Annotated in this window: 28 protein-coding genes and 1 pseudogene; 9 read left to right on the top strand and 20 right to left on the bottom strand. The window is 42.5% G+C overall.

Annotated elements, in window-relative coordinates; all coding sequences use genetic code 11:
• Positions 1–33 precede the first annotated feature (33 nt).
• The 7 genes from XDD1_RS18050 to XDD1_RS18020 all read right to left on the bottom strand — a co-directional run bounded on the left by XDD1_RS18050 (position 34) and on the right by XDD1_RS18020 (position 6,683).
• On the bottom strand, positions 34–1,383 hold the full coding sequence (locus XDD1_RS18050; protein ID WP_045973204.1) for a YhfT family protein: 1,350 nt from the start codon (positions 1,381–1,383) through the stop codon (positions 34–36).
• Positions 1,384–1,393: 10 nt separating this feature from the next.
• Positions 1,394–1,771: a DUF2620 domain-containing protein gene (locus XDD1_RS18045; RefSeq protein WP_045973203.1), complete on the bottom strand. Its 378-nt coding sequence runs from the start codon at positions 1,769–1,771 to the stop codon at positions 1,394–1,396.
• Between the two features lie 16 nt (positions 1,772–1,787).
• On the bottom strand, positions 1,788–2,738 hold the full coding sequence (locus tag XDD1_RS18040) for a phosphotriesterase-related protein (protein ID WP_045973202.1): 951 nt from the start codon (positions 2,736–2,738) through the stop codon (positions 1,788–1,790).
• A 126-nt stretch (positions 2,739–2,864) separates the two neighbouring features.
• A complete protein-coding gene (locus XDD1_RS18035) occupies positions 2,865–4,055 on the bottom strand; it encodes a YhfX family PLP-dependent enzyme (protein ID WP_045973201.1) in 1,191 nt (396 codons plus the stop codon).
• A gap of 103 nt (positions 4,056–4,158) precedes the next feature.
• Entirely contained in the window at positions 4,159–4,521 is a 363-nt protein-coding gene (locus XDD1_RS18030) for a hypothetical protein (RefSeq protein ID WP_045973200.1), read from the bottom strand.
• Between the two features lie 45 nt (positions 4,522–4,566).
• Complete coding sequence (gene yhfZ, locus XDD1_RS18025; protein WP_084721083.1) at positions 4,567–5,475, bottom strand: GntR family transcriptional regulator YhfZ; 909 nt, start codon at positions 5,473–5,475, stop codon at positions 4,567–4,569.
• A 536-nt stretch (positions 5,476–6,011) separates the two neighbouring features.
• Positions 6,012–6,683, bottom strand: a complete 672-nt coding sequence (locus XDD1_RS18020; RefSeq protein WP_052705748.1) for a lipase family protein — start codon at positions 6,681–6,683, stop codon at positions 6,012–6,014.
• 52 nt (positions 6,684–6,735) lie between these two features.
• Here XDD1_RS18020 and XDD1_RS18015 point away from each other — a divergent pair, with 52 nt between their 5' ends.
• A complete protein-coding gene (locus tag XDD1_RS18015; protein WP_045973823.1) occupies positions 6,736–7,773 on the top strand; it encodes an IS630 family transposase in 1,038 nt (345 codons plus the stop codon).
• Here XDD1_RS18015 and XDD1_RS18010 read toward each other — a convergent pair.
• Entirely contained in the window at positions 7,765–8,007 is a 243-nt protein-coding gene (locus tag XDD1_RS18010; RefSeq protein ID WP_045973199.1) for a hypothetical protein, read from the bottom strand. The genes XDD1_RS18015 and XDD1_RS18010 overlap by 9 nt on opposite strands.
• A 342-nt stretch (positions 8,008–8,349) precedes the next feature.
• On the opposite strand from XDD1_RS18010, the gene XDD1_RS18005 reads away from it, so the two are divergent.
• Positions 8,350–9,684 (top strand): adenosine deaminase family protein, encoded by a 1,335-nt coding sequence (locus XDD1_RS18005; protein WP_167541639.1) that lies wholly within the window; start codon positions 8,350–8,352, stop codon positions 9,682–9,684.
• 2 nt (positions 9,685–9,686) lie between these two features.
• On the opposite strand, the gene XDD1_RS18000 is transcribed toward XDD1_RS18005, so the two are convergent.
• The 8 genes from XDD1_RS18000 to gntX all read right to left on the bottom strand — a co-directional run bounded on the left by XDD1_RS18000 (position 9,687) and on the right by gntX (position 16,365).
• On the bottom strand, positions 9,687–10,247 hold the full coding sequence (locus tag XDD1_RS18000) for a GNAT family N-acetyltransferase (protein WP_045973198.1): 561 nt from the start codon (positions 10,245–10,247) through the stop codon (positions 9,687–9,689).
• Positions 10,248–10,261: 14 nt separating this feature from the next.
• Complete coding sequence (locus XDD1_RS17995; protein WP_045973197.1) at positions 10,262–10,819, bottom strand: RBBP9/YdeN family alpha/beta hydrolase; 558 nt, start codon at positions 10,817–10,819, stop codon at positions 10,262–10,264.
• A gap of 226 nt (positions 10,820–11,045) precedes the next feature.
• A complete protein-coding gene (glpD, locus tag XDD1_RS17990; RefSeq protein ID WP_045973196.1) occupies positions 11,046–12,539 on the bottom strand; it encodes a glycerol-3-phosphate dehydrogenase in 1,494 nt (497 codons plus the stop codon).
• A gap of 259 nt (positions 12,540–12,798) precedes the next feature.
• Positions 12,799–13,557 (bottom strand): DeoR/GlpR family transcriptional regulator, encoded by a 759-nt coding sequence (locus XDD1_RS17985; protein WP_045973195.1) that lies wholly within the window; start codon positions 13,555–13,557, stop codon positions 12,799–12,801.
• Between the two features lie 95 nt (positions 13,558–13,652).
• Positions 13,653–14,492, bottom strand: a complete 840-nt coding sequence (glpG, locus tag XDD1_RS17980; RefSeq protein WP_045973194.1) for a rhomboid family intramembrane serine protease GlpG — start codon at positions 14,490–14,492, stop codon at positions 13,653–13,655.
• Positions 14,493–14,558: 66 nt separating this feature from the next.
• Complete coding sequence (glpE, locus tag XDD1_RS17975; RefSeq protein ID WP_045973193.1) at positions 14,559–14,882, bottom strand: thiosulfate sulfurtransferase GlpE; 324 nt, start codon at positions 14,880–14,882, stop codon at positions 14,559–14,561.
• A gap of 164 nt (positions 14,883–15,046) precedes the next feature.
• The gene (gene nfuA / locus XDD1_RS17970; RefSeq protein ID WP_045973192.1) at positions 15,047–15,622 is read right to left on the bottom strand and encodes a Fe-S biogenesis protein NfuA; all 576 of its coding nucleotides are present in this window, start codon (positions 15,620–15,622) and stop codon (positions 15,047–15,049) included.
• 59 nt (positions 15,623–15,681) lie between these two features.
• Complete coding sequence (gene gntX / locus XDD1_RS17965) at positions 15,682–16,365, bottom strand: DNA utilization protein GntX (protein WP_045973191.1); 684 nt, start codon at positions 16,363–16,365, stop codon at positions 15,682–15,684.
• A gap of 43 nt (positions 16,366–16,408) precedes the next feature.
• Here gntX and bioH point away from each other — a divergent pair, with 43 nt between their 5' ends.
• From bioH to XDD1_RS17950, 3 genes are all read left to right on the top strand, one after another.
• Positions 16,409–17,191, top strand: a complete 783-nt coding sequence (bioH, locus tag XDD1_RS17960) for a pimeloyl-ACP methyl ester esterase BioH (protein WP_045973190.1) — start codon at positions 16,409–16,411, stop codon at positions 17,189–17,191.
• A 79-nt stretch (positions 17,192–17,270) separates the two neighbouring features.
• Positions 17,271–17,549: a type II toxin-antitoxin system TacA family antitoxin gene (locus XDD1_RS17955; protein ID WP_045973189.1), complete on the top strand. Its 279-nt coding sequence runs from the start codon at positions 17,271–17,273 to the stop codon at positions 17,547–17,549.
• Positions 17,549–18,046 (top strand): GNAT family N-acetyltransferase, encoded by a 498-nt coding sequence (locus XDD1_RS17950; protein ID WP_408068298.1) that lies wholly within the window; start codon positions 17,549–17,551, stop codon positions 18,044–18,046. Before XDD1_RS17955 ends, XDD1_RS17950 begins: the two co-directional genes overlap by 1 nt.
• Before the next feature lie 119 nt (positions 18,047–18,165).
• Here XDD1_RS17950 and XDD1_RS17945 read toward each other — a convergent pair whose 3' ends face one another.
• The 4 genes from XDD1_RS17945 to XDD1_RS17930 form a co-directional block, all read right to left on the bottom strand.
• Complete coding sequence (locus XDD1_RS17945) at positions 18,166–18,609, bottom strand: OsmC family protein (RefSeq protein WP_045973187.1); 444 nt, start codon at positions 18,607–18,609, stop codon at positions 18,166–18,168.
• 798 nt (positions 18,610–19,407) lie between these two features.
• Positions 19,408–20,706: an aminotransferase class I/II-fold pyridoxal phosphate-dependent enzyme gene (locus XDD1_RS17940; RefSeq protein ID WP_084721079.1), complete on the bottom strand. Its 1,299-nt coding sequence runs from the start codon at positions 20,704–20,706 to the stop codon at positions 19,408–19,410.
• Between the two features lie 349 nt (positions 20,707–21,055).
• A complete protein-coding gene (locus XDD1_RS17935) occupies positions 21,056–21,592 on the bottom strand; it encodes an IS630 family transposase (protein WP_084720900.1) in 537 nt (178 codons plus the stop codon).
• Entirely contained in the window at positions 21,586–22,059 is a 474-nt protein-coding gene (locus XDD1_RS17930) for a helix-turn-helix domain-containing protein (RefSeq protein ID WP_045973186.1), read from the bottom strand. The genes XDD1_RS17935 and XDD1_RS17930 overlap by 7 nt, the downstream gene beginning before the upstream one ends.
• Positions 22,060–22,365: 306 nt before the next feature.
• Between XDD1_RS17930 and XDD1_RS17925 the strand changes: the two genes are divergently transcribed.
• From XDD1_RS17925 to XDD1_RS17910, 4 genes and pseudogenes are all read left to right on the top strand, one after another.
• Positions 22,366–22,914, top strand: coding sequence for an AMP-binding protein (locus XDD1_RS17925; protein ID WP_084721077.1), 549 nt, complete (start codon positions 22,366–22,368; stop codon positions 22,912–22,914).
• Positions 22,915–22,980: 66 nt separating this feature from the next.
• Complete coding sequence (locus XDD1_RS17920) at positions 22,981–23,454, top strand: helix-turn-helix domain-containing protein (protein ID WP_045968011.1); 474 nt, start codon at positions 22,981–22,983, stop codon at positions 23,452–23,454.
• Positions 23,455–23,534: 80 nt separating this feature from the next.
• A pseudogene (locus XDD1_RS19575) lies at positions 23,535–23,982 on the top strand (IS630 family transposase).
• A complete protein-coding gene (locus XDD1_RS17910) occupies positions 23,951–26,269 on the top strand; it encodes a non-ribosomal peptide synthetase (RefSeq protein ID WP_045973184.1) in 2,319 nt (772 codons plus the stop codon). Before XDD1_RS19575 ends, XDD1_RS17910 begins: the two are co-directional and overlap by 32 nt.
• Positions 26,270–26,326 lie beyond the last annotated feature (57 nt).

Raw genomic sequence — 26,326 nt, 5'->3', positions numbered from 1 at the left:
GAATAGCTTTGCAATGGACCGATTTGCATTTTCTTATTTGATTCCCAGCAAAAAGAGCATGTTGGCAAGAATGCCCACCATGATGGTTGCGATTGGGCCGATCGCCATTTCGACTAAAGGACGCTTGGATGTACGGTTAAGCAGGTAGATACCCGCCACGATCATAAAGCCCATTCCTGGCAGGATCGCGTTGGAAGCAATCATGGCACCAACCAGCAAGGCAACTTCGAGCATTTTGGTGATCGCGGTACGAATATGCCCGCTGCACGCCTTCACGCCGGGGTATTTATCCAGCCAGATGGCGATTTTTGCCAGTAGCTGAATTTCAATGAACATGGTGATACCGCCCGCGACAAAGGCAATCCACGGGTTGTTAGTTGCCAGCCCGGCCACAAACACAAATTTCATGCCATTTGGGCTATAAACGCCGGTGGCTATCGCCGTCGTACCCACTAATGGGATAAAGCTGATGGCACGTGCCAGTGCGACCAGTAAAGCATTGGTCTGCTCACCTTGCGCCATTAGTTGGAGGGAGACAGGGCCTTCCGCCAGCAGGCTAAAAGACATGGTTGCCGCACTGGCGGTCAGGCCGCCGCACAGGATCAGCAACCATTTGTTTTTCTGGATGCGTTCTATGCGGGTGGAAAACAGGCCGACCAAGACTTCATTGGCCCCTTTTTGCTCCGCTGGCTGTGTTGGGCGTTCGCGCATGGCAAAGTAAAACATGGCAATCATCGACAGCAAGAGTGCGGCACCGTTAGGGTCAACGCTGACGGGTTTTTCGATCATGCCGCCAAAGCTCAATGGGCCAATGGCTTTAGTTGCCAGATAGCCGGCCAGCGCGGTGAACATGACCAAAAGCCCTTTGCGATAGCCATATTGGTAGCCGACGACCATCGCAGGAAACAGGGCAAAACAGGCCACAATCGGATCGCCGACTTTCTTGAGGTCATCGGTGAAATTAACGGGCAGCATGGCAAACAGTTCCACCACGGAACGCAGGCCGGCCAGTAAGGCGATGGCATAGAGGGCACCAATGATGCCGGAGGCGATAAAGCCTCTCCGGCTGTTGGCACACCAAATCCCGATCATGTCTGTGCCGAGTAACAGGCTGTGAACCAAGACAATGGGGGCGGTGAGTGAGAAGGGAATGCCGAAACCGACCACCAAGCCGATGCTCAGGGCGAAACTGGTGGCGGCGAGTGCTTTGCGGCTCATGCGGCCTTCAAGGTATTCCGGCAACAGTGGGCGCAGGCCATCATGGAAAACGGCGATCCCACGGTTTGCCATCATCGCGGCAATGGCGCCAATGACGGCCAATAATCCAGCTTTAAACGGATCGACTTCCATCAATCTCAGCAGGAAATCATGGAAATGTTGCATGACAGCCTCCTTACCGTGAGATGATGGTTTGTGAGAGGATCGTGTTGATGATCACCGGCAGGACGATATCAATATCCTGACCGGTGAAACCAAATGCCTTCTTGCCGGCTTTCACATGGGCAATGATCTCATCATTAGACAGGATTTTTCCCGGCATGCCGATGGTCGCACATTGATCTAATCCGATAAGGGCAATGGCCATGGCCAGAGCGCCTCCGCCACCGGTATTGCAGGCACCGAGATAATAATCTGCTTCGCCATTTTTGATTGCCATTGCCGCTTCAATGTCATTCATGATTGTCACAGAAGTGGCTTTGTTGCCTGCCAATCGCCGAATTTCCCCGGCTATTGCCTCTTTTTCTATTTGTCCACCAACGACAAATTTCATGTTGTTATCCCTCTCTTTATCTCTTCATATCGGATTGCTTTTTGAAAATTTGGAAAAATCGTGCAGGATTATCACGCAGCATTTGGTCTGTCTGTTTTTGGGAAAAACCCGCTTCCAGTAACCTGGGAACGAATACGGTTAACAGATAATCGAAGCCATTGCCCCCATTGCTTTTCAGATGCGATCGGCGGGTGATATCTTGGGAAAGCATCACCCGATCGAGCAACCCACGCCTGGCGACTTCTTGTAACATGGTAATGCGTCGGCTATCGGGATAGTAATTATTCTTGCCGATCGTATCGAATTGCACCCATGCTCCGGCTTCCAGCAGCGGAATAATGGTGTTCAGGTTATCTCTCAGATCACAGTGGCCGATCGCCACATATTCGGGGGAAACGCCAAACGCTTTCAACAGTGCCAACTGTTCACGCCCCATGGTGCTTAATGTGGTATGGGTGGAGATGGGACAGCCTGTCGTCTGATGTGCCAATGCGGCTGCCGCAAACACTTTCTGCTCATCTTCCGTGATTTGATCGAGGCTGGAGCCAATTTCTGCAATCACCCCGGCTTTTAATTCGGTGCCATCAATACCCGTTTCGATTTCCGCGATCATGTCATCGGCGATGGCCTGTACACTTAATTCGCTGAAATGGGCAGGGAAGAAGGGTTGTTTATAGTAGCCGGTCGAGGCAATGATATTGACGCGGGTATCACGCATCAGATCCAGCAGGAAAGCCGCATTGCGTCCCATATACCGATTGGTCATCTCTACGATGTTCCTTACCCCAAGGGTGTAGAGATAACGAAGCTCCTCGACGATCAGATCGTATTGATCCAACCGACAATCGAGGCTTCCTTTCGCATCAGAGAGGTCGATATGCAAATGCTCATGGACATAGGTGTAACCTGAAACGTCAAGCAAGTTATTTGTTTTTACGGCCAAGTGATCATTAACCTTCAACGGCATCAATGCTGGATGAGGTTGAGTATTCCATAAAATAGGGTTCGCCGGATCATGCGGTAAATCCACGATAGCGAAAATAACATTATTTAATGCGGGAATAATATTATTTGTAATACCTCTGTTGAGGGATTATTTAGCATAGCCACTATTTTTCCAATTGCCCTGACTGTCATAAATGCCTTCAAGTTTTGGCGAGCCAGACTGAATGCCTGAAACGAGGGCAACATCACTGCGCGTTGTGAAAATTTGGGCGCGAAAACACATAACTACCGGGCTGCCAATAGGGTGAATGCCTGATAATGGGATGTGGTAATCAATGCAGGGTTCACCCAAACGCAGTATGCGTGCTTTTTTAGCGGGGATGAGGCCAGAGGATAGGGGGCGTTCAGGAAAAACTAACGCATGTTTCATATGTCCGCGTTTATAGTAGCCGCCTCCATAGCAGTAACTATTGCCATCGTGGTGATGAGATATTTCTGTGAGATAGACCATCGCAATATGTTCCGGCTCCCGGCCGCAAAAGTTGGCGGGAATAGTTCCGGTCAAAGCATGGCCGGGTTCCAGATGGGTGGCTCCGTATTTGGCCAATAATGGAATGGTATTACAGCTTGAAGCCGCCGGCGCATTGATTTGCGAAAGTTTGATGCCGAGTTGTTCCAGTCGGTTTCGCGCCCGAATGAGCGTGAGCAAATTGATGGTGGGTAAGGTTATCTGATAGCGAGAATCCCATGACAGGCAAGGAAAATGCGTCAGTCCGCTCAATTTGATGCCTGGCATTCTTTTTAAGGCTTCTACGACGGTATCGAGTTCATCAAAGGGAATACCTGCTTCTTGGCTGGGAAAAGCGATGTCCCGTTGATCAAATACTTTTAGCATGACGGGCTGAATTCGCCCCAATTTCTCCGCGATATCTGAAATCGCTTGTGCTTTTTCAAGGGAAAATACGGTGATGATATTCGGCTCCTGCCTGAGCATGGTTTCGATTAAATGGGTGGGGATTTGCACCAAGTGACCGATATGGCACAGGGGTATACCCTGCTGGCTCAAGCTATAAGCCTCTCTGAAATCGACAGCCACAACACCGCAATAACCGAGTTCAATCAATTTTTGCGTTAGCCACGGGTTACGCCCAATTTGCTTGGTCATTAAATAGAGCTCAATGCCGTACTGTTTTGCGGTTTGCAGCAAATTTCGACCATTATCCAAAACCTGATCGACATCAATGATGTAGGTATCTGGCAAGATAGACCCTTGTTGCCAAAGGGTTTTTGTAACTTCAATCAATTTGGGGTTTTGTTTTTTTAATGCCTCAATAAACATACGGCTCCCTTCATATCTGCAAAACAGTAAGGCTGTGTGAAACTCAAAAATTTTTGTGTTGATAAATTTTCATTTTTTTGAATATTTATATAAGAATCAGACGCTAATCTCTTTCAAGTGAAAACATTAAACCATATAAATTGGCTAACAGATAGCCTTCTTCATTGGGATGCAAGTCCACGGTAAATTTTTCGATGAGGGAGCGATGAACGGTGAGTAATTGATCGTAGTATTCAGATTGCTTAAGTTTTGCCAATATTTCTTTATCCAACGGGGAAACTATTTCGCCACGGCGTGAGCGCATAAAAGCACTTGCCATATGGGTAAGCGCCATTTCGCCTTGCGGATGGCGGATAGGGATGAGCCAGATATCTTCCAGAATATGCACAACATCCAACATGCTATCGTAGATATCTTGATCGATAACGCCACCTTGCAGCAGGATAGTTAACCGTTGTTCTATCATTGCTTTTTGTTATTCGTAGGTGTAAATCAACAGGCTGATCGAGTCTCAATAAACGGGCTCGATGGTGCCAGCTATAACGTTTTGTTGATGGGTCAGCAACAGATCCCGATCGACCAGAGTATGCAGGAGTTGCTGGATGGGAATATTATCCTTGCGGGCAAGGATAACGGCTTCAGATGCTTTAATAAAACATCCGCTGTTATCGGGAAGCTGGGTCATCAGGCCCTGTGCGATAAGTTCATGGCCTTGCCCAACGTTCCAGATGGCCGCATCAATGTGGCCTTTTATGATTTGATTCAGGCATTCATGGTAGGAGACCTCGACCAATTCAATCTCTTTTCCAGCAAAGTATTGCTTTGTCATTATTTTTTGGTCTGCTGAGGTGCTATCTAACCCAACGCGACGAATCGTGTCCATTTCGCCATGACGAAAGATTAACCTGTGCCTGTCTGTATAACTTTGTGTCCCTAGTGAAAGCGCAATATATAGATCTTTATTTTCTGGGTGCTGCTCTGCGGCAAGTCTTGATGTTACTGCCAAGTCGTAAACGCCTTTCAGTAAACATTCAATGCGGATATCTGAGCCACGCATATGTGCAAAGTAAAAAGGAATGCCCGCACACAATGCTTTTAAACCACTTGCCAGCCCTTCATAAGCACGGGTATAAGGGAGGGGCATCGCACAGACCACATTGCCGATATCGGCATACTCCAAGAGTAATTTGTGGTTTATTTGTGCAAGAAAGCTACCATTACGACCACGACGCTTAATGCCAACCGCCTGTGCCTGTTCGAGAGATTTTAACGCTGCTTGCATTAAACCCACCGATAACCCACATTCTTTAGACAGTAATTCTATGGTTTTCAGGCGATTACCGCATTGTTCAGAGAGGAGATAACGAGCCAGAAATGACTGAGCTATCCCCTCTTTCTTAATGAATGTTTGACTCATCATTACAAGTTTTTATCCATTCCTATTTATTTTCATAAAATTGAACATAAATCGCAATGAGCGAATTAGAGAAAGGAGATTAATATCACAATTGCGAAAAAAATGAAAATTTAAAAAATGATAAAGTCTAATATTATCAATCTTTTGAAGATATATTTTAATTTTGCATTGAATATATAAAAATCGCTGTTACGGGAGAATATAGGGAAGGTGGAGGGTTTATCTCTGTCTGCTCACTGTATTTTTCTGTATGAATAGTGATTTTTGCTGCGCTATTTATCACGCTACCTAATAATTAGGCTATATTCTGCACCTTATTCTTACGTGAATCAATAAAATATCTTATAGGGTGGATCTTATTTAAAAGCATCAATCTTAAGTTTTTCTGTTGTCATACCTAATAATAAATCTGGTTTATATTTTTAGTTGCTTATTTATATATGACATTTCAAAATCAGCGTTCACTTCCTTACTCCTCTCGATGCGAGGAGTAAGGAAGCCTTATAATCATAAAGATTATGCTCACCATTTTTTATTATTTAACTTTCTAATGACACGCGTAGACAGTTATTCCATGTTTTATGTTCTACCGGGTAATCACCATCAAGTACGTCGAAAAATTTATATTTATTTATTAAAGCAAGGTAAGTTAACATAGTATGTTTGCAACTTATTGAATTTTTAATTATTACATCGTCTCTCGGATACAGTGTAATGACATTTGGTAGCTGTTCAGAATTCGGTGGGAGTGTAGGAATGAGATCATTTATATAATTAAGAACGTTGTAATCCTTAAACTGTTCACTCACATATTTAACAAAAGCATAATTTCCTACTTTTGGGCTGGCAAATAAGCAAGATCTACAATGAGCGGCTTTATTGTAGATATCTCTCATAAGATAAGTTCCCATGGCAGCGCCAAGGCTATGACCTGATATCGTACAATAGCCATTTACACCGATAAATTGTGCGATAGCATCTGCAAGTTCGAGTTGGGAGTAATCAATACCTGCCGTATTGTCAGGAACAATCAGATCTAGTGATTTATACATGGAATAAAAACCTTCAAAAACCGATTGCTCCGGTGTATCAGGCCAGGGTTGTATATATCCTACATCAAGATCCTTTATAAATTCTTCAAAGGTTTTGGTTCCTCGGAGAGCGAGGACGTATTCTCCGGGATTTTCTATTCTCTCTACTATATATACCAATCGCCATTGAAGATGCTTGATTTCTTATCCAAACCCGATCATGCTTGCAATCATGAAAATTCATCTGACACCAGAACAAAAACGTGCCCTCGAATTGATGCATGATACCACTCGTGATAGTCGAGTCTGTGATCGCATCAAGGCCGTGCTTTTGGCGTCAGAGGGCTGGACAGCTCAGATGATTGCTCAGGCCTTACGTATTCATGAAACTACGGTAAGCCGTCACCTAAAAGATTTCACCGCGCAGGAAAAACTCACCCCCGAAAATGGCGGTTCTGAAAGCCATCTCTCTGCCAAACAAACCGCCGATCTGGTTGATTATTTGACGGCAAATTTGCTGCATACGACCGCTCAAATTGTGGATTATGTACGAGCTCGTTGGCAGGTGTCTTTCAGCGTGGGAGGCATGACGAAATGGCTTCACCGACAAGGTTTCAGCTACAAAAAGCCAAAGGGCGTTCCTCATAAATTCGATGCGGATAAGCAGCAACAATTTATTGATGACTACCAGTCTCTGAAAGACCGGGCAGGTCAGAATGAACCTATCCTATTTATTGATGCGGTGCATCCTTCGCAGTCCACAAAGCTCAGCTATGGTTGGATGAAAGCGGGGAAAAATCAGGTAAAAGTGGTCGAAACCACCGGCAGTCGTACCCGTCTCAATCTTCTGGGCGCCCTCAATTTACAACGAATTGAAGACACCGTGATCCGTGAATACCCGAGTATCAATGCCGAAAATATCGCGTATTTTTTCGGCGCTATTAGAGAAACTTACCCACTTTCGCAAAAAATTCATATTATTCTGGATGGGGCGGGTTACCACCGGGCAGAATTGGTGAAAGAGGTGGCATATGTCCTTAATATTGAACTGCATTACCTACCGCCTTACAGCCCAAACCTCAATCCAATAGAGCGATTGTGGAAGTATATGAATGAGCAAGTACGTAACAATGTTTATTTTCCGGATGCGAAGACATTCCGTGAAACCCTTCGTCACTTTTTTCATGTCACTTTGCCAGAAAAAGCGAAAGAACTCACGACTAGACTGACTGACAACTTTCAGATTTTAAAACCTGCATCTTCAAGTTAGATTGGTATATCCATGATTTACTCTATCATCAGAAAATATTAATTCTTTCTTATTGGTTTTGGCATCCATAAGGGTGTAATAATAATTACAGGAAATATAACCTTTCAGTTTCCAACCATCTTTTTCTATGCGTGGATCTGGCGGAGGCATAATGTTATCCGGATATTGGTCATACATCGTTGCTGCGTATAGATCTAATGCTGCAAAATCATCAAAGTATTTCACTGTGAACATTTTCTATCTCCTTTGTATTGGTGTTATTAAAAATTAAAGAGATAATTAAAGTATATTTCGCATTTAAAAGTTTGCCTAAAATTCAGGTGGATATTTTATGTTTTTATTCGTTTATATATTATTGTTCTTGGATTCATATAATAAGTTACCAAACAAATATCAAGATCAGGAAGAAGGATTATGAATGTCTTATCTATTGTCATCATTTTATTAATGTTATTTCCTTGTCAGGTCAATGCGGGTGAATTAAGTACCGCTTTAGCCAAGGAAAATGAGACAGCGACTGCATACTTTTTTAGTCATCTAATTGAAACCCCTGATCCGGATATTGCAGAGTTAACAATGGCATTGAAAATGATGCCTAAAGGCGCAGATGTCCATATTCATTATTCTGGTGCAATCTATGCCGAGACCTATCTTGACTGGGTGGGGAATAAGGGATACTGCATTTATGATCGATCTGACCCAAAACTTAACATCGAAATTTATCAAATAGAAACACGGCAGAAAAATCAGCTCCCGCGGGAAAATCGGCCATTTTGCCTCGATAAGCGTGCGGTTATCGCAAACAATGTTTTCTACCGGAAATGGTTGAAAGCATGGTCAGACAAAGACTTCTATAACCACTATCACACGGAGAAGGCACCGGACCAGCAGTTTTTTGACACCTTTAATTATTTCAGTCCGTTGTCGCATCAAATTTTAATGGAAGGGCTTGCGAAATTAAAAAACCGTGCCAAACATGAAAATGTTCAGTATCTGGAAATCATGTTGAAAAAGGCACCCGCTTTTGAATATCCCGATTTGGCTAAAGCGCTTGATGCGTTAGATCCGGATGCCGATGAAAATCGCGTTTTCGCAGTGCTGGCACCTTATGCGAATTTTATGGCTAAGGACCCATTTGTTGCGAAGGGCATCTCTGATTATATCCAAACTGGAGAAGCGGCGATCTCAGGGTTGGACGATGATAAATTTCGTATCCGGCTTCAATCCTATGCTGTTCGTAATATGCCACGCGCCGCGGTATTCTCAAGTTTATATTCGGCATTTTCGGCAGCACACGGCAGCAAAAAAATTGTCGGCGTGAATATTGTCGGGCCGGAAAACGGTTACATCGCAATTCGTGATTATAAGCTGTACATGCTGATGTTTCGCTATTTAAAACAGCTCTTCCCCGATGTTCACTTATCCTTGCATGCAGGGGAATTGGCGAGCGGAATGGTTCCGCCAGAGAATCTGGCAAATCATATTCGCTATGCGGTAGATATCGCAGGGGCAAATCGAATCGGCCACGGCGTTGATATTGCTACGGAGGTGAACGCATTGGCATTACTCAATGAACTGAGGGAAAAGGACATTCCGATTGAAATTAACCTGACGAGTAATGACTTTATTCTGGGTGTTAGAGGGAACGCGCATCCGATAAAACTTTATCAACGTTATGGCGTGCCTTTTGTGATATCAAGTGATGATCCCGGGGTTTCTCGTAGTGACTTAACGCACGAATTTTTAATTTTTGTCACAAATTACAAACCGTCATATGCCGATATTAAAACGGCTGTATTTAATAGCCTCCGATACTCTTTTCTCTCTCCAGAGGAGAAATTGGCGGAGTTACAGGATCTGCGGTCTCGATTTTTAATTTACGAATCGGAGATTGCGAAAATAGCAAACTGAATCTACTCGGATAAATTTTTAGCCATGATATGCAATATGCTTTGCTGTTTTGGGCTGGAAAAAATAATATCCTTTTGCCATTTCAGCCCTTTTCTCACATAAAATTTGATGGCAGAAGTGTTCTGCTCCATGACTTCCAACCAAAGCCACTTTTCCCCCTGTTTATGACAAAATTTCACTATATGATCAAATAATTGATCCCCCTGTTTTTGTCCGGTTAGTTTTGGCATCAGATAAAGTTTATGCAAATAGATGCCAGTAATATCTTTATCAGGAACAGGTTGGTTTAAGACGATTTTGCAGAAGCCAACAATGTTGGAACGGTTTGTATCTGAAGCCACTCTATTTGATCCGATAGCAGGTTGGGATTCGGCAATAAACCATTTATGATCGGGAGATTGTAATGAAGTCGATATTTGCGCTATGGAACATTCTCCTGCGATATACTCTTCCAATTCATTCTGGTCATGCCATAAATAAGAAAAGTGAAAACGATAGCTTGTTTCAAATAGTTGAGAGAGTAGCATAGCGTCTTCTATCGTTGCATCCCGGATCGTTAACATAGATTTTCCCGAAATTATTGATTAGTGATCAAGCCGTGATTTGATATCTCGTTGATAAGTTGTTCACCTGCCAACCATTCGCCATAACCCGCAGCAGTATGGATATGTCCTGCTCCAGATAAAACAATGAGAGATGAGTTCCAACAATTGGCCAGAGTATGGGCTTTTTCTAAAGGTAAAAATTCATCATTATCACTACAGACCAGTGTAGAAGGAAAGGGCAGGGGAGACGTAGCTAAAGGGCGTTGAACCTGAATTTCTAATGGTGCACCGAGGCTGTCAATATCAGCGGGAGCAACCAGTAAAGCGCCCTTAATTTTATCGGATTTTCGTTCCGCTGCCCACTGAGTGATGGTAACAGCACCGCAGCTATGTCCAATAAGAAAAATGTCACCTGCTATTTTGTCGATAGTTTCATGCAGGCGGTGTATCCATTTTTCCCTAACGGGAGATTGCCAATCATCCTGTTGTACTCTGACCACGTTCAGATATTTTTTTTCTAAATGAGATTGCCAGTGATCTGGCCCAGAATTGGTATACCCTGGGACGATCAAATAGGTTATTGCTGCCATTATTTGTTCCTAAATTTTTAGTTTAGATATATGTCAGTTTAATTTCCAACATACTATCACGATGGCAAAAATAGGTGCGTCAAACAACCAGTTGAATAAAATAAAAAATCAGCAGATTTCAATAGAAAATAGGGATGGTTGATTTCGAAAATTTACAGTAGGAATAAAGCGAAATAGAAAACGGCGATAATGGTTATCGCCGTTTTCCACGAAATTAATCTTGCAATTAAGCCGCTTTGACGTTTTGTGTCAGCCAGTCCGCTACACGCTGTTTCTGTTCATCGGTGAGCCACATGCCCAGTTTGGTTCGGCGCCAGATAGCATCATCTAACTGCGTCACCCATTCGTGTTCAACTAAATAACGCAGTTCAGCTTCATATAAACCGTGGCCGAAGCATTCGCCGAGATCGGTCAGTGCTTCTGCGTTTTTCAGGATGACTTGGCTGTTGCTGCCGTAAGTACGGGCGTAACGTAGTGCCGTCCCTTCTGGCAACCAGTTGTGACGCTGACGCAGCAGACGCGCATAACCATCGCGATCACAGCCTTCCAGCTCACCACCCGGTAATTTGCCATTTTTAGTCCATGCCTTGCCCGCATTGGGGTAGTACTGGGTCAGTTTATCCATGGCGTGTTCAGCCAATTTACGATAAGTCGTCAGCTTACCGCCAAATACGGACAGTAATGGTGTCTGACCTTGTTCATCCTGCACATCCAGTGTGTAGTCACGGGTGATCGCTTGCGGTGAATCGGATTCATCATCACACAGGGGACGAACACCAGAGTAAGTCCAGACAACATCATTGCGGCCAAGTTGTTTCTTGAAGTGGTCGTTATAGACTTTCAGCAAATAGTCGATCTCTTTATCGTCAATTTTGACTTCTTTTGGATCGCCTTTGTACTCAACGTCTGTCGTACCAATGATGGAAAATTCGTCATTCCACGGGATCACAAACACGATGCGATTATCTTCATTTTGCAGAATATAAGCCTGCGGTTCATCGTGCACTCGCGGCACAACAATATGGCTGCCTTTGATCAAACGGATGCCGTAAGGCGATTTCAGTTGCAGGCCGTTATCAAAGAAATTTTTCACCCACGGGCCAGTTGCGTTGACCAAACCTTTCGCACGCCAGGTATAGGTTTCGCCGGTTTTAAGATCTTTGGCTTCAACCATCCAGTGACCATTTTCACGCCATGCGCGGGTAACTTGAGTGCGGGTACGCACTTCGCCACCGTGTTTTTGCACTTCCTGAGCGTTCAGAACAACCAGACGCGCATCGTCAACCCAGCAGTCGGAGTATTCAAAACCACGGGTGATTGAGGGTTTTAATACTGAGTTTGCACCAAATTTCAGCCCCTTACTGCCCGGTAAGCTGACGCGTTTACCTAAATTATCGTACAGGAACAGGCCAATGCGGATCATCCAGGCTGGGCGCAGGTGAGGTTGATGCGGCAAACGAAAACGCATCGGGAATGCAATATGGGGAGCCAGTTTCAAAAGCACTTCACGTTCTGCCAGTGCTTCACTGACTAAACGGAATTCATAATGTTCCAGATAGCGTAAGCCACCGTGGATCAGCTTGGAGCTGGCAGACGAAGTTGCGCTGGCCAAATCTTGACCTTCCAACAATAGGACAGAAAGCCCCCGGCCAGCAGCATCTGCTGCGATACCGGCGCCGTTAATTCCACCGCCGATGATAATCAAGTCTTTGGTTTCCATTGCATCCCCTCTGAAATGTTCGAAACAGTTCTTTAATGTTCGTTTTCGCTCAAGGATTGTAATCAAAAATTCATCAATCGCCAACTATTAACGCAGAAAAAACATCTTCACGTGATATAGCTAACAAAACCTTACCATATATATAAGATTAATAAGGATTTTGTGGGATACAAATTTGAGAGGGGAATATTGATGAGAGCGACCCCCACCCGAATTTCAGGTGGGGGCATTGATTACGTAGCTATTGCGTAAAAAGTAATTAGCACAATTCCAGCTTAACGCTGTGTTGCTCGATAATTTTCTGGATACCGAGAGGAGGTGCTTTATCCGTGAACAAAAAATCAATCAGGTTCATGTTACCGAGATTAACCATAGCACTGCGGCCGAATTTTGAATGGTCGGCAACCAGCATGACACAGCGGGAGTTCTCGATAATGGCGCGTTTGGTACGCACTTCGTGGTAATCGAACTCCAGCAGCGAGCCATCATTATCGATGCCGCTGATCCCAAGGATGCCGAAATCAAGGCGGAACTGGGAAATGAAATCCAGCGTGGCTTCACCAATGATACCGCCATCGCGGGAGCGCACTTCTCCTCCGGCTAAAATCAGACGGAAGTCTTCTTTGCCCATAAACAGGGTGGCGACGTTGAGATTGTTGGTGACAATCCGTAAATCGCAGTGGTTGAGCAGGGCATGTGCCACGGCTTCTGGCGTGGTTCCAATATCGATAAACAGGGTTGCGCCGTTTGGAATTTGGCTGGCAACTTGTTGTGCAATGCGGGCTTTTTCGTTCGACCACATGATCTTACGGTCATGGTAAGCGGTGTTGACGGAGCTGGAGGGTAACGTGGCACCACCGTGATGACGCTGGATTTTATTCTTATCGGCGAGATCATTTAAGTCACGTCGGATAGTTTGCGGGCTAACATCAAAATGTTCAACCAACTCCTCCGTGCTGACATAACCTTGAAGGCGCACTAGCTCGATTATTGCATCATGTCGCTGAGTTTGCTTCACAAAATTCCCCTAATATTTGCATAGATGGATTATCGTTGACCAAAATTATCCCCTTCTATTTCAAGCCGATGCCGAAACTTGAAATCTATTGGTATTTATTGCTTTTTTTGTTTACGCAAATTATCCCATAACCCCATTAATAACCCGAGAATTAATCCTGAAACGTGGGCAGCATTGGCGATCTTTAATGAAAATAGATTGAAATAACCCACCAATAACCAAATGACAGAGATAGCAATTAATCCTCTGGGCGCGCTGATCCCGCGTTTGGGTGATATTTCACCGGTTAGCCAAACATACCCGATCAGGGCGTAGACGACACCGGACAGCCCGCCGAAATGAGATCCGCTGAACAAGGATTGCGCCCAACCACTGAAAATGGCGGAGACTATCGTGATTTCAAACAATTTGCCTCCGCCAATCTTCCGCTCTACCTGACTGCCGAAATACCACCATAATGCAAGATTAAACAGGAGATGGGTCAGGGAGAAATGCAGCAGGGCAGGGCTTAAGTAGCGCCATAACTCCAGATACTGATCACTGTGAGCTGGCCACGCCAGCCATTTCATGACATTCGGCATGCCCGCCATCTCCATCCAAAGGTAAACGAGGATACAGATCAGGGTTGTGGCAATTGTCAGCGGACCAGACTGGTTTTTGAGCGTACTTAAGTTAAGGTTGTTGCGATAGTTGAAGGGACTGACAGATTTACCCGCTTGCCAACTGGCAGCCTGATAGCGTTTATTGAGCGGGTCATGGGCAAAGTAGCGAAGTTCCAGTTCAACCTGACTGCGTTGGCTGGCATCTTCTAACCAGAGTTCAACTAAAGGGGGTTCATTGGTGGGGCGCATGGTCAAATGAATGCCCTGCGTCGCCATATAATCAATAAAGGCCTGAGCCAGTCGAGGGTTAGATACTGAGGTTATATGGATCATGACTCGTCTTATCTCTGCCTTAAGTTGAAATGAATTGCACAGGGTTAAATTCAGTATATTAAATATTCATTGAGCATGGACAGCGTGAGGATAGTCCCTTTGCCAGACTTCAAAACCGCCATTGACACTGTAAACCGTCTCAAAACCCATATTGATCAGGTATTGTGCCGCTCCCTGACTGCTATGCCCGTGGTAGCACATCACCATGACGGGTTGGTCAAAATCCGCGCCTTGTAGAAAATGATTGAGTGTTTCATTGGTGAGATGAAACGCCCCGGTTACGTGCCCGGCATGGAAACTTTGTGGGTCGCGGATATCAACCATGACTGCGGTTTTATCGAGCCAATGTTGGTAAGCTTGTTCAGGCGTTATTGTTTGAAAATGGTCCATAAATACTCAACGTCGTTTCTCAAATTTTCATTTTCAATCTATTCATTTCTTAACCGCAGTCAGGTCATACCTGACTGCCTTCCCAATATCAGCATTGGGAAGGCGTAGAAATACCGAGAGAAAATGTTGGAAACAGAAAAATGGTTAAAACAAGAATAAAAAACTCAGTAATATGAATGCTCACCGCGCTGGTGTTCAGTCAGATCTCTCACGCCCTTTAATTCAGGGAATAACTGTAATAACTGCTTTTCAATTCCTTCTTTCAGCGTGACATCGACCATTGAACAGCCGTTGCATCCGCCTCCGAATTGCAAAATAGCATAACCATTATCGGTGATTTCCATCAGGCTGACACGGCCACCATGCCCGGCCAACTGGGGATTGATCTGCGATTGCAGGACATATTCAACACGATCAATCAGTGGTGCATCATCCTCCACTTTACGCATCTTGGCGTTCGGAGCTTTAAGGGTCAGTTGAGAACCCAGTTGATCGGTGACAAAATCAATAACGGCTTCTTCCAGAAAAGGAGCACTAATTTCATCAACATAGGCAGAAAGTTGATCGAACTTCAATTCGGTGTCAGTGGCTTCAACAGCATCCGGTGGGCAATAGGAAACGCCGCATTCAGCGGTCGGGGTTCCCGGATTAATGACAAAAACGCGGATCTGGGTACCCGGTTCTTGATTTGCCAGTAGCTTGGCAAAATGTGCTTGCGCTGCTTCAGTAATATTAATCATGGCATTTGCTCAATAGTTGACTGTTCTAGTTGGTTATAATACGCCCATTTATAAAGGAACTACAAGGTTCGGCATATTGCCCAAGCCTGTACAGAGCGAGCGCCAGCACGAATCAACAACTGTGAAACCTCATGCAGCGTTGTGCCCGTGGTGATCACATCATCGAAAATCGCGACATGTTGATCGGTAAAATCGCCCTGCAACTGAAAGGCTTGCTTAAGATTGGTTCTCCTTTGGGCGGCGGATAACCCGCGTTGTGGGAGTGTAGCACGTGAACGGCGCAAAAAACCGGATTGATACGGGCATCGCAGCCAACGTGACAGAGGATGGGTAATCAGCTCAATCTGATCGAACCCGCGTTGCCAGCGTTTTCTGCTGTGCAGGGGAATGCCCAGTATGCTGTCCGGCTTATGCCAGCGGCCTTCACGATAGCCTTGCAACCAATGCAGCAGGAAGATGCGCGCCAGCACCGGCGCAAGTTGTGGGGTACTGTGATATTTATACCGTCGGATAAGCTGGCTTAATGGTGGGGTGTAATCCGTAATGGCGATCAAATATTGCCACGGCGGGGGATTTTTCACACAGCGGCCACAGGGAAAATTGCCGGATTCAGCAGGCAGTGCACAGCGCGGACAGACATGTTGCAGCCGCTTTAAGTGACGGAGGCAGATGTAGCAGATTCCGTGATGGGCAAAATACAAATTTTGATGGCATAGCCAACAGTAGCCAACCATTGTTAGCATAGTTCCCTTCCTTGGTGACACATAAATAAAAGAGAGAATAACAATGGATCAGTTGTTTTGGCAGACAATTGGTGAAGCACCGCGTGATCTTGTGATGCTGCACGGATGGGGATTAAACGCTGAGGTTTGGCGTTCAGTGGAAACGCGATTGGCTTCGCATTTTCGTTTGCATCTGGTGGACTTACCGGGCTATGGACGCAGCCAACCGTATCCGGCCATGTCATTGGCGGACATGGCTGATATTGTATGGCAACAGGCGCCGGAAAATGCCTTGTGGCTCGGCTGGTCTTTGGGAGGATTGGTCGCCAGCCGGATTGCGTTGGATCACTCGGCACACGTTGCGGGCTTGGTCACCGTGGCTTCTTCGCCGAAATTCAGTGCCGATGGCGATTGGCCGGGGATTAAGCCGGCGGTCTTGAGCGCATTTGAACATCAATTGAGTGCTGATTTTCAGAAGACGGTCGAACGTTTTCTGGCTTTGCAGACCTTGGGAACAGACAGCGCACGCCAGGATGCCCGTGTACTGAAATCAGTCATTCTCAACCAGCCGATGCCGACCGTCGATGTGCTTAATGCTGGTTTGGAAATCCTGCGCACGGAGGATTTAAGAGCGGAATTGTCCCAGCTTCCATTACCTTTCCTGCGTCTTTATGGTCATCTTGATGGTTTGGTGCCGCGTAAGATCGCTTCGCAGCTTGACAGGGCATGGCCACAAACCCATTCCGTTATCATGCGCAACGCTGCCCACGCCCCTTTTATTTCCCATCCTGATGAGTTTGTTGAGGTATTAACGGATTTTACTTCTGCTATTAAGAATTGGTTGTAAAGTCAACGATTGTAATGACTTTGACATTACAATCGGGGGTGCTATGCTTAACCGCAACTCGTCTACTCCGAGGTGAATTATGCAAACAACAAAACGCGACACATTGAATATTCGTATCAAGCCCGAAATCCGCAACCTGATAGACAGGGCAGCAGCCATTCAGGGGAAAAATCGGACGGATTTTATGTTGGAAGCCGCCCGTCGTATGGCAGAAGAGACGTTAATTGAACAAGCGATTATTACGGCCAGTCCAGAAGCCTATGCCGAATTTTTGGCACGTTTGGACATGCCCCCACAGCCCAATAAGCCGTTACAAGCAACCCTGCAAATGGAAACGCCTTGGGGCAAAGAGCTATGATAATTTCGGAACCAAAACTTCTGGCTGACTATCATCATCTGGAATCTTTTGATTCAGGAGTTGTGACGTTCGATCAATGGCTGAAAAATCGCGCACTAAAAAATAACTTAACAGGCGCATCAAAAACCTATGTGGTGTGTGATGAAAATCGGGTGATGGCTTACTATTCTCTGGCAGCAAGTGCGATTGTTATGGGTTCTGCTCCCGGCCATTTTAAGCGGAATATGCCTAACCCGATACCAGTGGTTGTGTTGGGGCGTTTGGCGGTTGATCGGCGATTGCAGCGAAAGGGAATAGGACGGGCATTGGTGAAAGATGCGGCTTTAAGGGTAATACAAGCCGCTGATCTTATTGGTGTTCGCGGCATGATAATTCATGCACTCTCAGATGAAGCAAAATCATTTTATGAAGCAACCGGATTTGAACCATCGCCTTTAGATCCCATGTTATTGATGGCGACATTGATGGATTTAAAAAGCGCCTGTACAGATAGCTGAGTCTATATTCGTCGTCATTCAAGAGGCCTTTATTATCTCCCCGCGTAGCGGGGAAGATAATAAGCGGCTTCCGTCTTGCGAGCTGCAACAAAAAAGGCTGCTCACCTTGTTCTACCCGTTTATTTATCCGAATAAACCTCAGTCACAATTTCTGGCGTATTAACGAGAGTATCGAGAACAGGGCAATGACTTTCGACAAAAGCAATAAAATCGCGGATCTCTTGTTCGGTATTATCTGCTTTAACATAAAACTTGGAGGTAATTTTTGAAAACCCCAGTTTGGCGTTTTTATTTTTCCCGGTGAAGCCATCGGTATCCAGTTCTCCTTCCATTTTTACCTGAATATCGATCAAATTGATTTTATGCTTACGGGCAAAACTTTTTGCCACAATACACTGACATGCACCAAATGCAGAAAGTAATGCTTCGACTGGATTCATCGCCTCATCGGTTCCACCAAGGCTTTTGGGTTCGTCCACATGGAAGGTAAAATCCCGTGATGAACATTTCATTTTGAGCTTGCCAACCGACTCGACTGTTGCAGTGAATAACTCTTTAGGCATATTATTGTCCTCGGGCTATTAATATAGGGATACTGCATCTCGGATAATAAAGAGGTGATTTTTATTTTTCAATTTATTCAATTGAGTTGTAGAGGGTTTATTTAGTTGGAATAAGTCAAATTCCTATGATCCTCTTCCCCGCATCTCCGTGATAATTCAAGTGTAACAGGCATATTTGGGGTGAAAAATAACCTTATACTGTAGCTATGTTGTGGCTACGATGCGATTGTACGAGTCAGAGTTTCACCGGAATTAAAAGTTGCCGCTATGGAGAACGCAAAATCTTTGGGTCTTGATTTATCTACAGTTATTTGAATGGTTGTTAAAAAATTAGCAACATAGGGTCAGATCCCTGATGGGCTGATTCAGCCAAATCGCGAAACTTTACAGGCAATCCATGAGCTAGACAGCGGGAAAAATAGTCATCGTACAAACAGTGTGGAATCCAGGGTGAGAGCATGAAAGTCTAATTTTTAATCAATTCATCCAAATAAAACACTACTTGATACTTTAATAAGGCTGAGTTGTATGATATTTGACCAAAATTGAATTTCATTGTATACAGTTTTAGCGTAAAAAACGTTCATGCATCTCGCCCTGTTGTGGAATCAGTTCCCTGTGAATCGAAAAAATAGTGTAGTCTGCTAAGATTGTTAATCTATAAAGGGCAAAAAGTGCGGATTTTTATCAGGATTCGTTGAAACCGAATATATGTTTATGGTGACGTTGTCAGATAGTTTTTATTCGCCAATTTAAGTTAGGTTGGTATCCATATAAATATTTCGAAAAATTATTTATTCAAATAGACATTTGTTCTGACACAGCCATAAGAATAGCTGTTACGATTCCCCTAGCTGCAAGTGAGACTTCGTCGGTAGATAAAAAACTAGGCGCAATACGGATATTTCCATCCTGAGGATCTTTCCCATATGGGAAAGTAGTTCCTGCTGGTGTTAACTCAATACCGAGGTTAGCAGCCAACTCTACAGTACGTTTAGCGCATCCATTTGGAACATCCAGTGAAATAAAATAACCTCCAAGTGGTTCACTCCAATTTGCTATTGAAAATTGATTTAGTTCTTCTTTAAATATTTTAATTATAGTTGAAAATTTTGGGGCTAATATCTCACGATGTCTAGCCATGAGGATTTTGACCTTCTCATGGGATTCAAGAAAACGAGCGTGTCGAAGTTGATTCATTTTATCTGGTCCCACAGTCCTAATCGCAGATCTTTCTAGCCACCACTTTATATTCGATTCTGAAGAGGCAAAAGCAGCAATACCGGAATTAGGTAGAGTTATCTTCGATGTTGATGTAAAAACATAAGGTCGATTAGGATGCCCTGCTGAAGAGCAAATGGATATTATTTCATCAATTTCTATTTCTTTATTTGTTAGGTGATGGACAACGTAAGCATTATCCCAGAATAACCTAAAATCATGTGCTGCAGATTTTAATGATGCCAGACGCTTTATTACTCCTGATGAATATATCACTCCTGTTGGATTACTATATTTTGGAATGCACCAAATACCTTTAATAGAAGGATCGTTAGATACAAGATCTTCAATAATATCAATATCTGGACCATTATTTCTCATTGGCACTGATATCATATTTATTCCCATTTCTTCACAGATTTTGAAATGCCTATCATATCCTGGTACAGGGCAAATAAAACTTATTTTCTCATAGGATGACCATGGAGGTGAAGAATCATCTGGGCCATGAATCATTAGTGCAGCCAGTACTTGGTACATGATTTCTAGACTAGAGTTTCCAGTGGCTATTACATTATTTTTTTCGATATTTAAAATATTAGCAAGTAGGATTCTCATTTCAGATATTCCTGCTGGCTCTCCATAGTTTCGACAATCGACCTTTTCGTCAGAAATAAAATCACAAATTAGATTCCACTCTAGCATAGGTGAAGATAATTCTAGTTGTTCAGGTGAAGGTTTTCCTCGCGCCATATTTATATTGATATTTAACTTGGATATTTCTTCCCACAACTTCTCTGCTTTTTGTTTAATAACTTTAATTGTCTTAGGATCTAGAGGTAAAGTTGGCAAACTTCGGCGGTAAATATTTTCCATTGACATTCACTTAGTATAAGAAAATTAGATTAGACTAACTATACCTGTCATCTTTCAAGTTAAGGCTTTGTCGACTACACTCACCTACCTTAGTGATATGATTATATTCCCTATCGATAAAATTTTTACTGTCGTGCTTTATCTTGAAATCTATTGGGTATATGAACTTTCATGATTTCTAAAAACATAGATTCATATCGCCTATTTTCTCAGAAAATTATTTTATGAGAATAGATCTGTTTTTCATAAGTGTTGTGACAAATTAGTCTTTAATGTTTTAGAGGAAAATTACCATAGAAATAAATTCACAATTAAATTATTTCGAAAAATAGCCATTTATTTTAAGTACTCAAGAGAAATTAATTGCAAATTGGTTACCATAACCGCCCAATAACGTATTTAATTCATTCTCCATTGTCTCCTGAGTCCAAGTGATAAAACGTCGCCAATGGTATTTGGCTTGTTTCCAGACGATTTCAATCAAATTCAGCTCTGGGCTGTAGGCGGGAAGGTAGAATAAAAACAGGTTGTGTTCTCGTAACCAGCTATTTCTGATTTTTTCTTCAATCCCGTGATGGATACGCGCATTATCCAACACTAAAAATGTCAGGCGGTTGTCCCCTTGTTGGGCGAGCTGCTCTAAAAAATCAATCACGTCATCTCGCGTGATACTGCCTGACGTTGTCTGGTAAAACAGCGTGTTATCCGTGTAATTTAACGCCCCCAGAACTGACCGCCTGTCATGCTCTTGAGGCTCAGTTTCATGGGGCTTACCCCGTGGACTCCATCCATATTGCACCGGAGGAGATGCGGCAAAACCCGCCTCATCAAAATAGACCAAACGGTAATGGCCTAACTGTGCTCCAGCCTTAATTTTATTCAGCAAGGCGGATTTGTTAGCAAACTCCGTTTCGTTGCGCTTTTTTTAAGCGATAGACGGGTGCGTTTATAGGTGAGCCCCTGCTTTTTCAGGGTATTTGCCAGCGTTTCAAGCGTACAACGCAGGGGCCCATGCTTTGCCTCAACGCACTGGGCTATCCGTGCGAGAGTTAGGGACTCTGCACAGGCAGCTTCGACCGCAGTGGCAATCATTTCAGGCGTCATAGCGAGATACCGGCCTCCAGCATGACCGCCTAATAATCCCGCTATCCCTGAATTGTGCCACATGTGAACCCAATTATAGATAACCCGGAGACTGCATCCTATTTCAGCGGTGATCTGGGACGGCTTGCTCCCTCTGGCAAGCATGAGCAAACCCGTTCCTCGCGTACGGATATCCCGGTGGGGATGATTCAAAGCGAGTTGTTGCAATGTTATTCGTTCAGGCTCAGAAAGTATTATCTTCGATTTCATAAGGACAGGCAGAAAATCAGGTTATCGTGTTATCGATTGTAACAGTAATGCAGATAGTTTATCTGATTAACTTAAAAATATACTTATTGAGTATATAAATAGTATTGATTTTAAAATCTCAGATAATGAATTAAAGGCGTTGAAAGGTATAGGAATTAATGATAAATCTTCTTTGTATTTCGCAAGAATGTATTTGAAAAATGGGTATTCTTTTCCTAAAGTAAGATTCAAAGAAGCAGGTAAAGACTATTCTGAATCAGGGTATTTTAATTTCATATCTTAGTTAATTAAGAGGTTGTTTTAATTATGAATAAAATAATGCATCCAGTAATATATAATAAATCTTGGGAAAAATTATTAAATATAAAAAACTTCGAAATGAAGATTAATGAATCAATGGCTCTAGATCATTCTTTGCATGATAATAAAGTAAGCATTTTTTGGTCTAGTGATAAGGAAAAATATTTTGAGTATAAAGTAAATGGTTGCCTTCCTGGTCTTTTCTTATCAAATGTACGTTATACACCGGATAATATAGCTGTTGCACATGAAGAAGATAAACTTAGTTTTTGGCAATTGGCACACTTAAGTTTACATGTTGCAAATTATTTACGTTATTTAAATTGCAATGAAAATGAATGCATAGGTGTTTTTGTTGAACCATCATTAGAACAATTTATTGGCATATGGGGTATTCTTTTTTCTGGCTCTGCTTATTTAGCATTGGCACCCGATTATCCACCTGAACGTTTAAAGTATATGATAGATGATTCTTCTATTAAGTATATATTTGTTCAGGAGAAATTAAAATCAAAGGTTTCTAACCTTGTTAGCGAAGAAATAATTTTAAGTTAATCAGATAAACTATCTGCATTACTGTTACAATCGATAACACGATAACCTGATTTTCTGCCTGTCCTTATGAAATCGAAGATAATACTTTCTGAGCCTGAACGAATAACATTGCAACAACTCGCTTTGAATCATCCCCACCGGGATATCCGTACGCGAGGAACGGGTTTGCTCATGCTTGCCAGAGGGAGCAAGCCGTCCCAGATCACCGCTGAAATAGGATGCAGTCTCCGGGTTATCTATAATTGGGTTCACATGTGGCACAATTCAGGGATAGCGGGATTATTAGGCGGTCATGCTGGAGGCCGGTATCTCGCTATGACGCCTGAAATGATTGCCACTGCGGTCGAAGCTGCCTGTGCAGAGTCCCTAACTCTCGCACGGATAGCCCAGTGCGTTGAGGCAAAGCATGGGCCCCTGCCTTGTACGCTTGAAACGCTGGCAAATACCCTGAAAAAGCAGGGGCTCACCTATAAACGCACCCGTCTATCGCTTAAAAAAAGCGCAACGAAACGGAGTTTGCTAACAAATCCGCCTTGCTGAATAAAATTAAGGCTGGAGCACAGTTAGGCCATTACCGTTTGGTCTATTTTGATGAGGCGGGTTTTGCCGCATCTCCTCCGGTGCAATATGGATGGAGTCCACGGGGTAAGCCCCATGAAACTGAGCCTCAAGAGCATGACAGGCGGTCAGTTCTGGGGGCGTTAAATTACACGGATAACACGCTGTTTTGCCAGACAACGTCAGGCAGTATCACGCGAGATGACGTGATTGTTTTTAGAGCAGCTCGCCCAACAAGGGGACAACCGCCTGACATTTTTAGTGTTGGATAATGCGCGTATCCATCACGGGATTGAAGAAAAAATCAGAAATAGCTGGTTACGAGAACACAACCTGTTTTTATTCTACCTTCCCGCCTACAGCCCAGAGCTGAATTTGATTGAAATCGTCTGGAAACAAGCCAAATACCATTGGCGACGTTTTATCACTTGGACTCAGGAGACAATGGAGAATGAATTAAATACGTTATTGGGCGGTTATGGTAACCAATTTGCAATTAATTTCTCTTGAGTACTTAATAACAATTAGTGATATAATTGAGTATGTAGAAGGGATGTCAGATTCAGATTCAGATTATTTGTATGTTGCAGAACCAAGAAAATCTGAGTCTTCAAATATTTCTTATATTGTATATACATCAGGTAGTACTGGAAAACCTAAAGGAGTGATGATAAGCCATAATTCTATAATTAACCAACTATCATGGTTAAAAAAGGAAGGTTTTTTAGGTGTAGGTAAAAGTATTATACATAAAACTCCTATAAGTTTTGATGCGGCTCAATGGGAAATGCTATCTATTTGTTGTGGTAGCAAAATAGTAGTTAGTAATTTTAGTATAAATAAGAATGTTGATAATTTAATAGATGATATTATAGATAATAATATTTCTTTGATACAATGTGTACCTACTTTATTACAAGCATTAGTTAATAGAAAGAGGTTTGATAAATGTTTTTCCCTTTCTCATATTCTTTGTGGTGGGGAAAGTCTTACTAAGAAATTAGCATTGCAATGTTTGAATACATTACCTAACTGTGAGTTAATTAATGTTTATGGTCCCGCAGAGTGTACTTGTAATGCGTCATTTTATAATGTTTCTATTGATATAAAAAAAGAACATAATGAAGGTGTATCTATTGGTCAACCAGTTGATAATACTGAATTTTATGTTTTGGATGAAGTTGGTGTGCCTGTTTGTAATGGCAATATTGGAGAATTACATATATCTGGCGCTCAAATAGCACGAGGATATTTGAATCAGAACGATTTGACAAATCAACGTTTTTTTTCTTTTATTCCTCCTTGTTCAAATATTCCTACTATAGTCTATAAAACAGGGGATCTAGTTTATCAAGATAAGAATGGGGAATTTTATTTCATCGGTAGAAAAGATTCTCAAGTAAAAATTAGAGGTATGAGAGTTGAATTAGAGGAAATAAAAATAGAACTGGAAGCATTACTTCTAATTAATACTGCCGCTGTAATAAACAAAGTATATATTGATGATCAATATATACTTATTGCATATATTGAGCTTAATAAAGAGGGGGTGACATTAGAAGAGAAGCGTACCCATCAAGATCTTATTTATCTTATAAAAAGTGATTTATCTAAACGTCTTCCCGATTATATGATTCCTGGCTTATTAATTTTTGTTGATATAATGCCTTTAACGATAACGGGAAAAATTGACTTTCATATGCTTGAAAAATTAGGAGATAAACATTACGGAAAGGAAAATATTGCTCCAAGATCTATAAATGAAAAGAAGATTCAAGATATATGGATTAAACACCTTAAAAATAATAATATTTCTATTGATGATGATTTCTTTTCTCTGGGAGGAGATTCATTAAGTGCAGTTGATATTATTCTTTCTATAAATAAAGAGTTTGGTTCTAATTTGCCTCTTCATATTTTATTTGAAGTATCTACAATTGAAAAATTGACTTGTTTGATTAGTACTAATTCTAACGAAATTTCTTCTAGACTCATTTCTCTACAAACATATGGAGAATTATCCCCAATTTTTTGCTGGCCAGGTTTAGGTGGATATCCGATGAGTTTGAAATTACTTGCTGAAAAAATTGGTAAAATTCGACCATTTTATGGAATACAGGCGTCTGGTCTTAATGAAGGTGAGCAGCCATATAATTCTCTTCAGAAAGCTGTTTCTATTGATATTGTCGAAATAATAAATAAGCAACCCCAAGGTCCTTATGTACTTTGGGGATATTCATTTGGAACAATTTCAGCTTTTGAGGCAGCTTATCAGCTTGAAATGATGGGAGAAGAGGTTGAGGAACTTATATTGATTGCTCCTGGTATGACAAAAGGATATTCTTTTCAATTTAAATTAACTGATGAAGTTAATATTTATGAAAATAAGGAGGTGGTTTCCCTATTATTTTCTGTTTTTTCTAGAGATTCAAATCATCCAGAGCTCTCAGAATGTTTGAGAACAGTAACAGATGAAGAGAGTTTTATTAAATTCATTAGAAAGAGAAATCATGGTCTAAGTCATGATTTAATTAGAAAAATCTCAAGAGTTGTTATCGAAATGTCTAAAAGTCTACAGTCAGATATAGATAGTATTTTTTATAATAAACGGATTTCTGCTCCTGTGAAAATATTTAGTGCTGAAGGTGACCAACTATCTTATTTTGAGACTAATAATGATTGTTTTGTTAATTGTCCAGATATTTATAAAATAGAATCCTCTCATTTTGAATTATTAAAAGAATCTGGAGTTGCAAATCTATTATCAAATATGCGTATGCTAATTTCTTGGATGTAATTAGTGTTTAAGAAATAAATTTAAATAAAGGTATAAAATATAAATAATATGGGAAGT

The sequence above is a fragment of the Xenorhabdus doucetiae genome, from assembly GCF_000968195.1.
GTDB lineage: Bacteria > Pseudomonadota > Gammaproteobacteria > Enterobacterales > Enterobacteriaceae > Xenorhabdus > Xenorhabdus doucetiae.
Note: the sequence above shows the minus strand (reverse complement) of the source record. Positions and strands in the feature narration are given on the sequence as shown.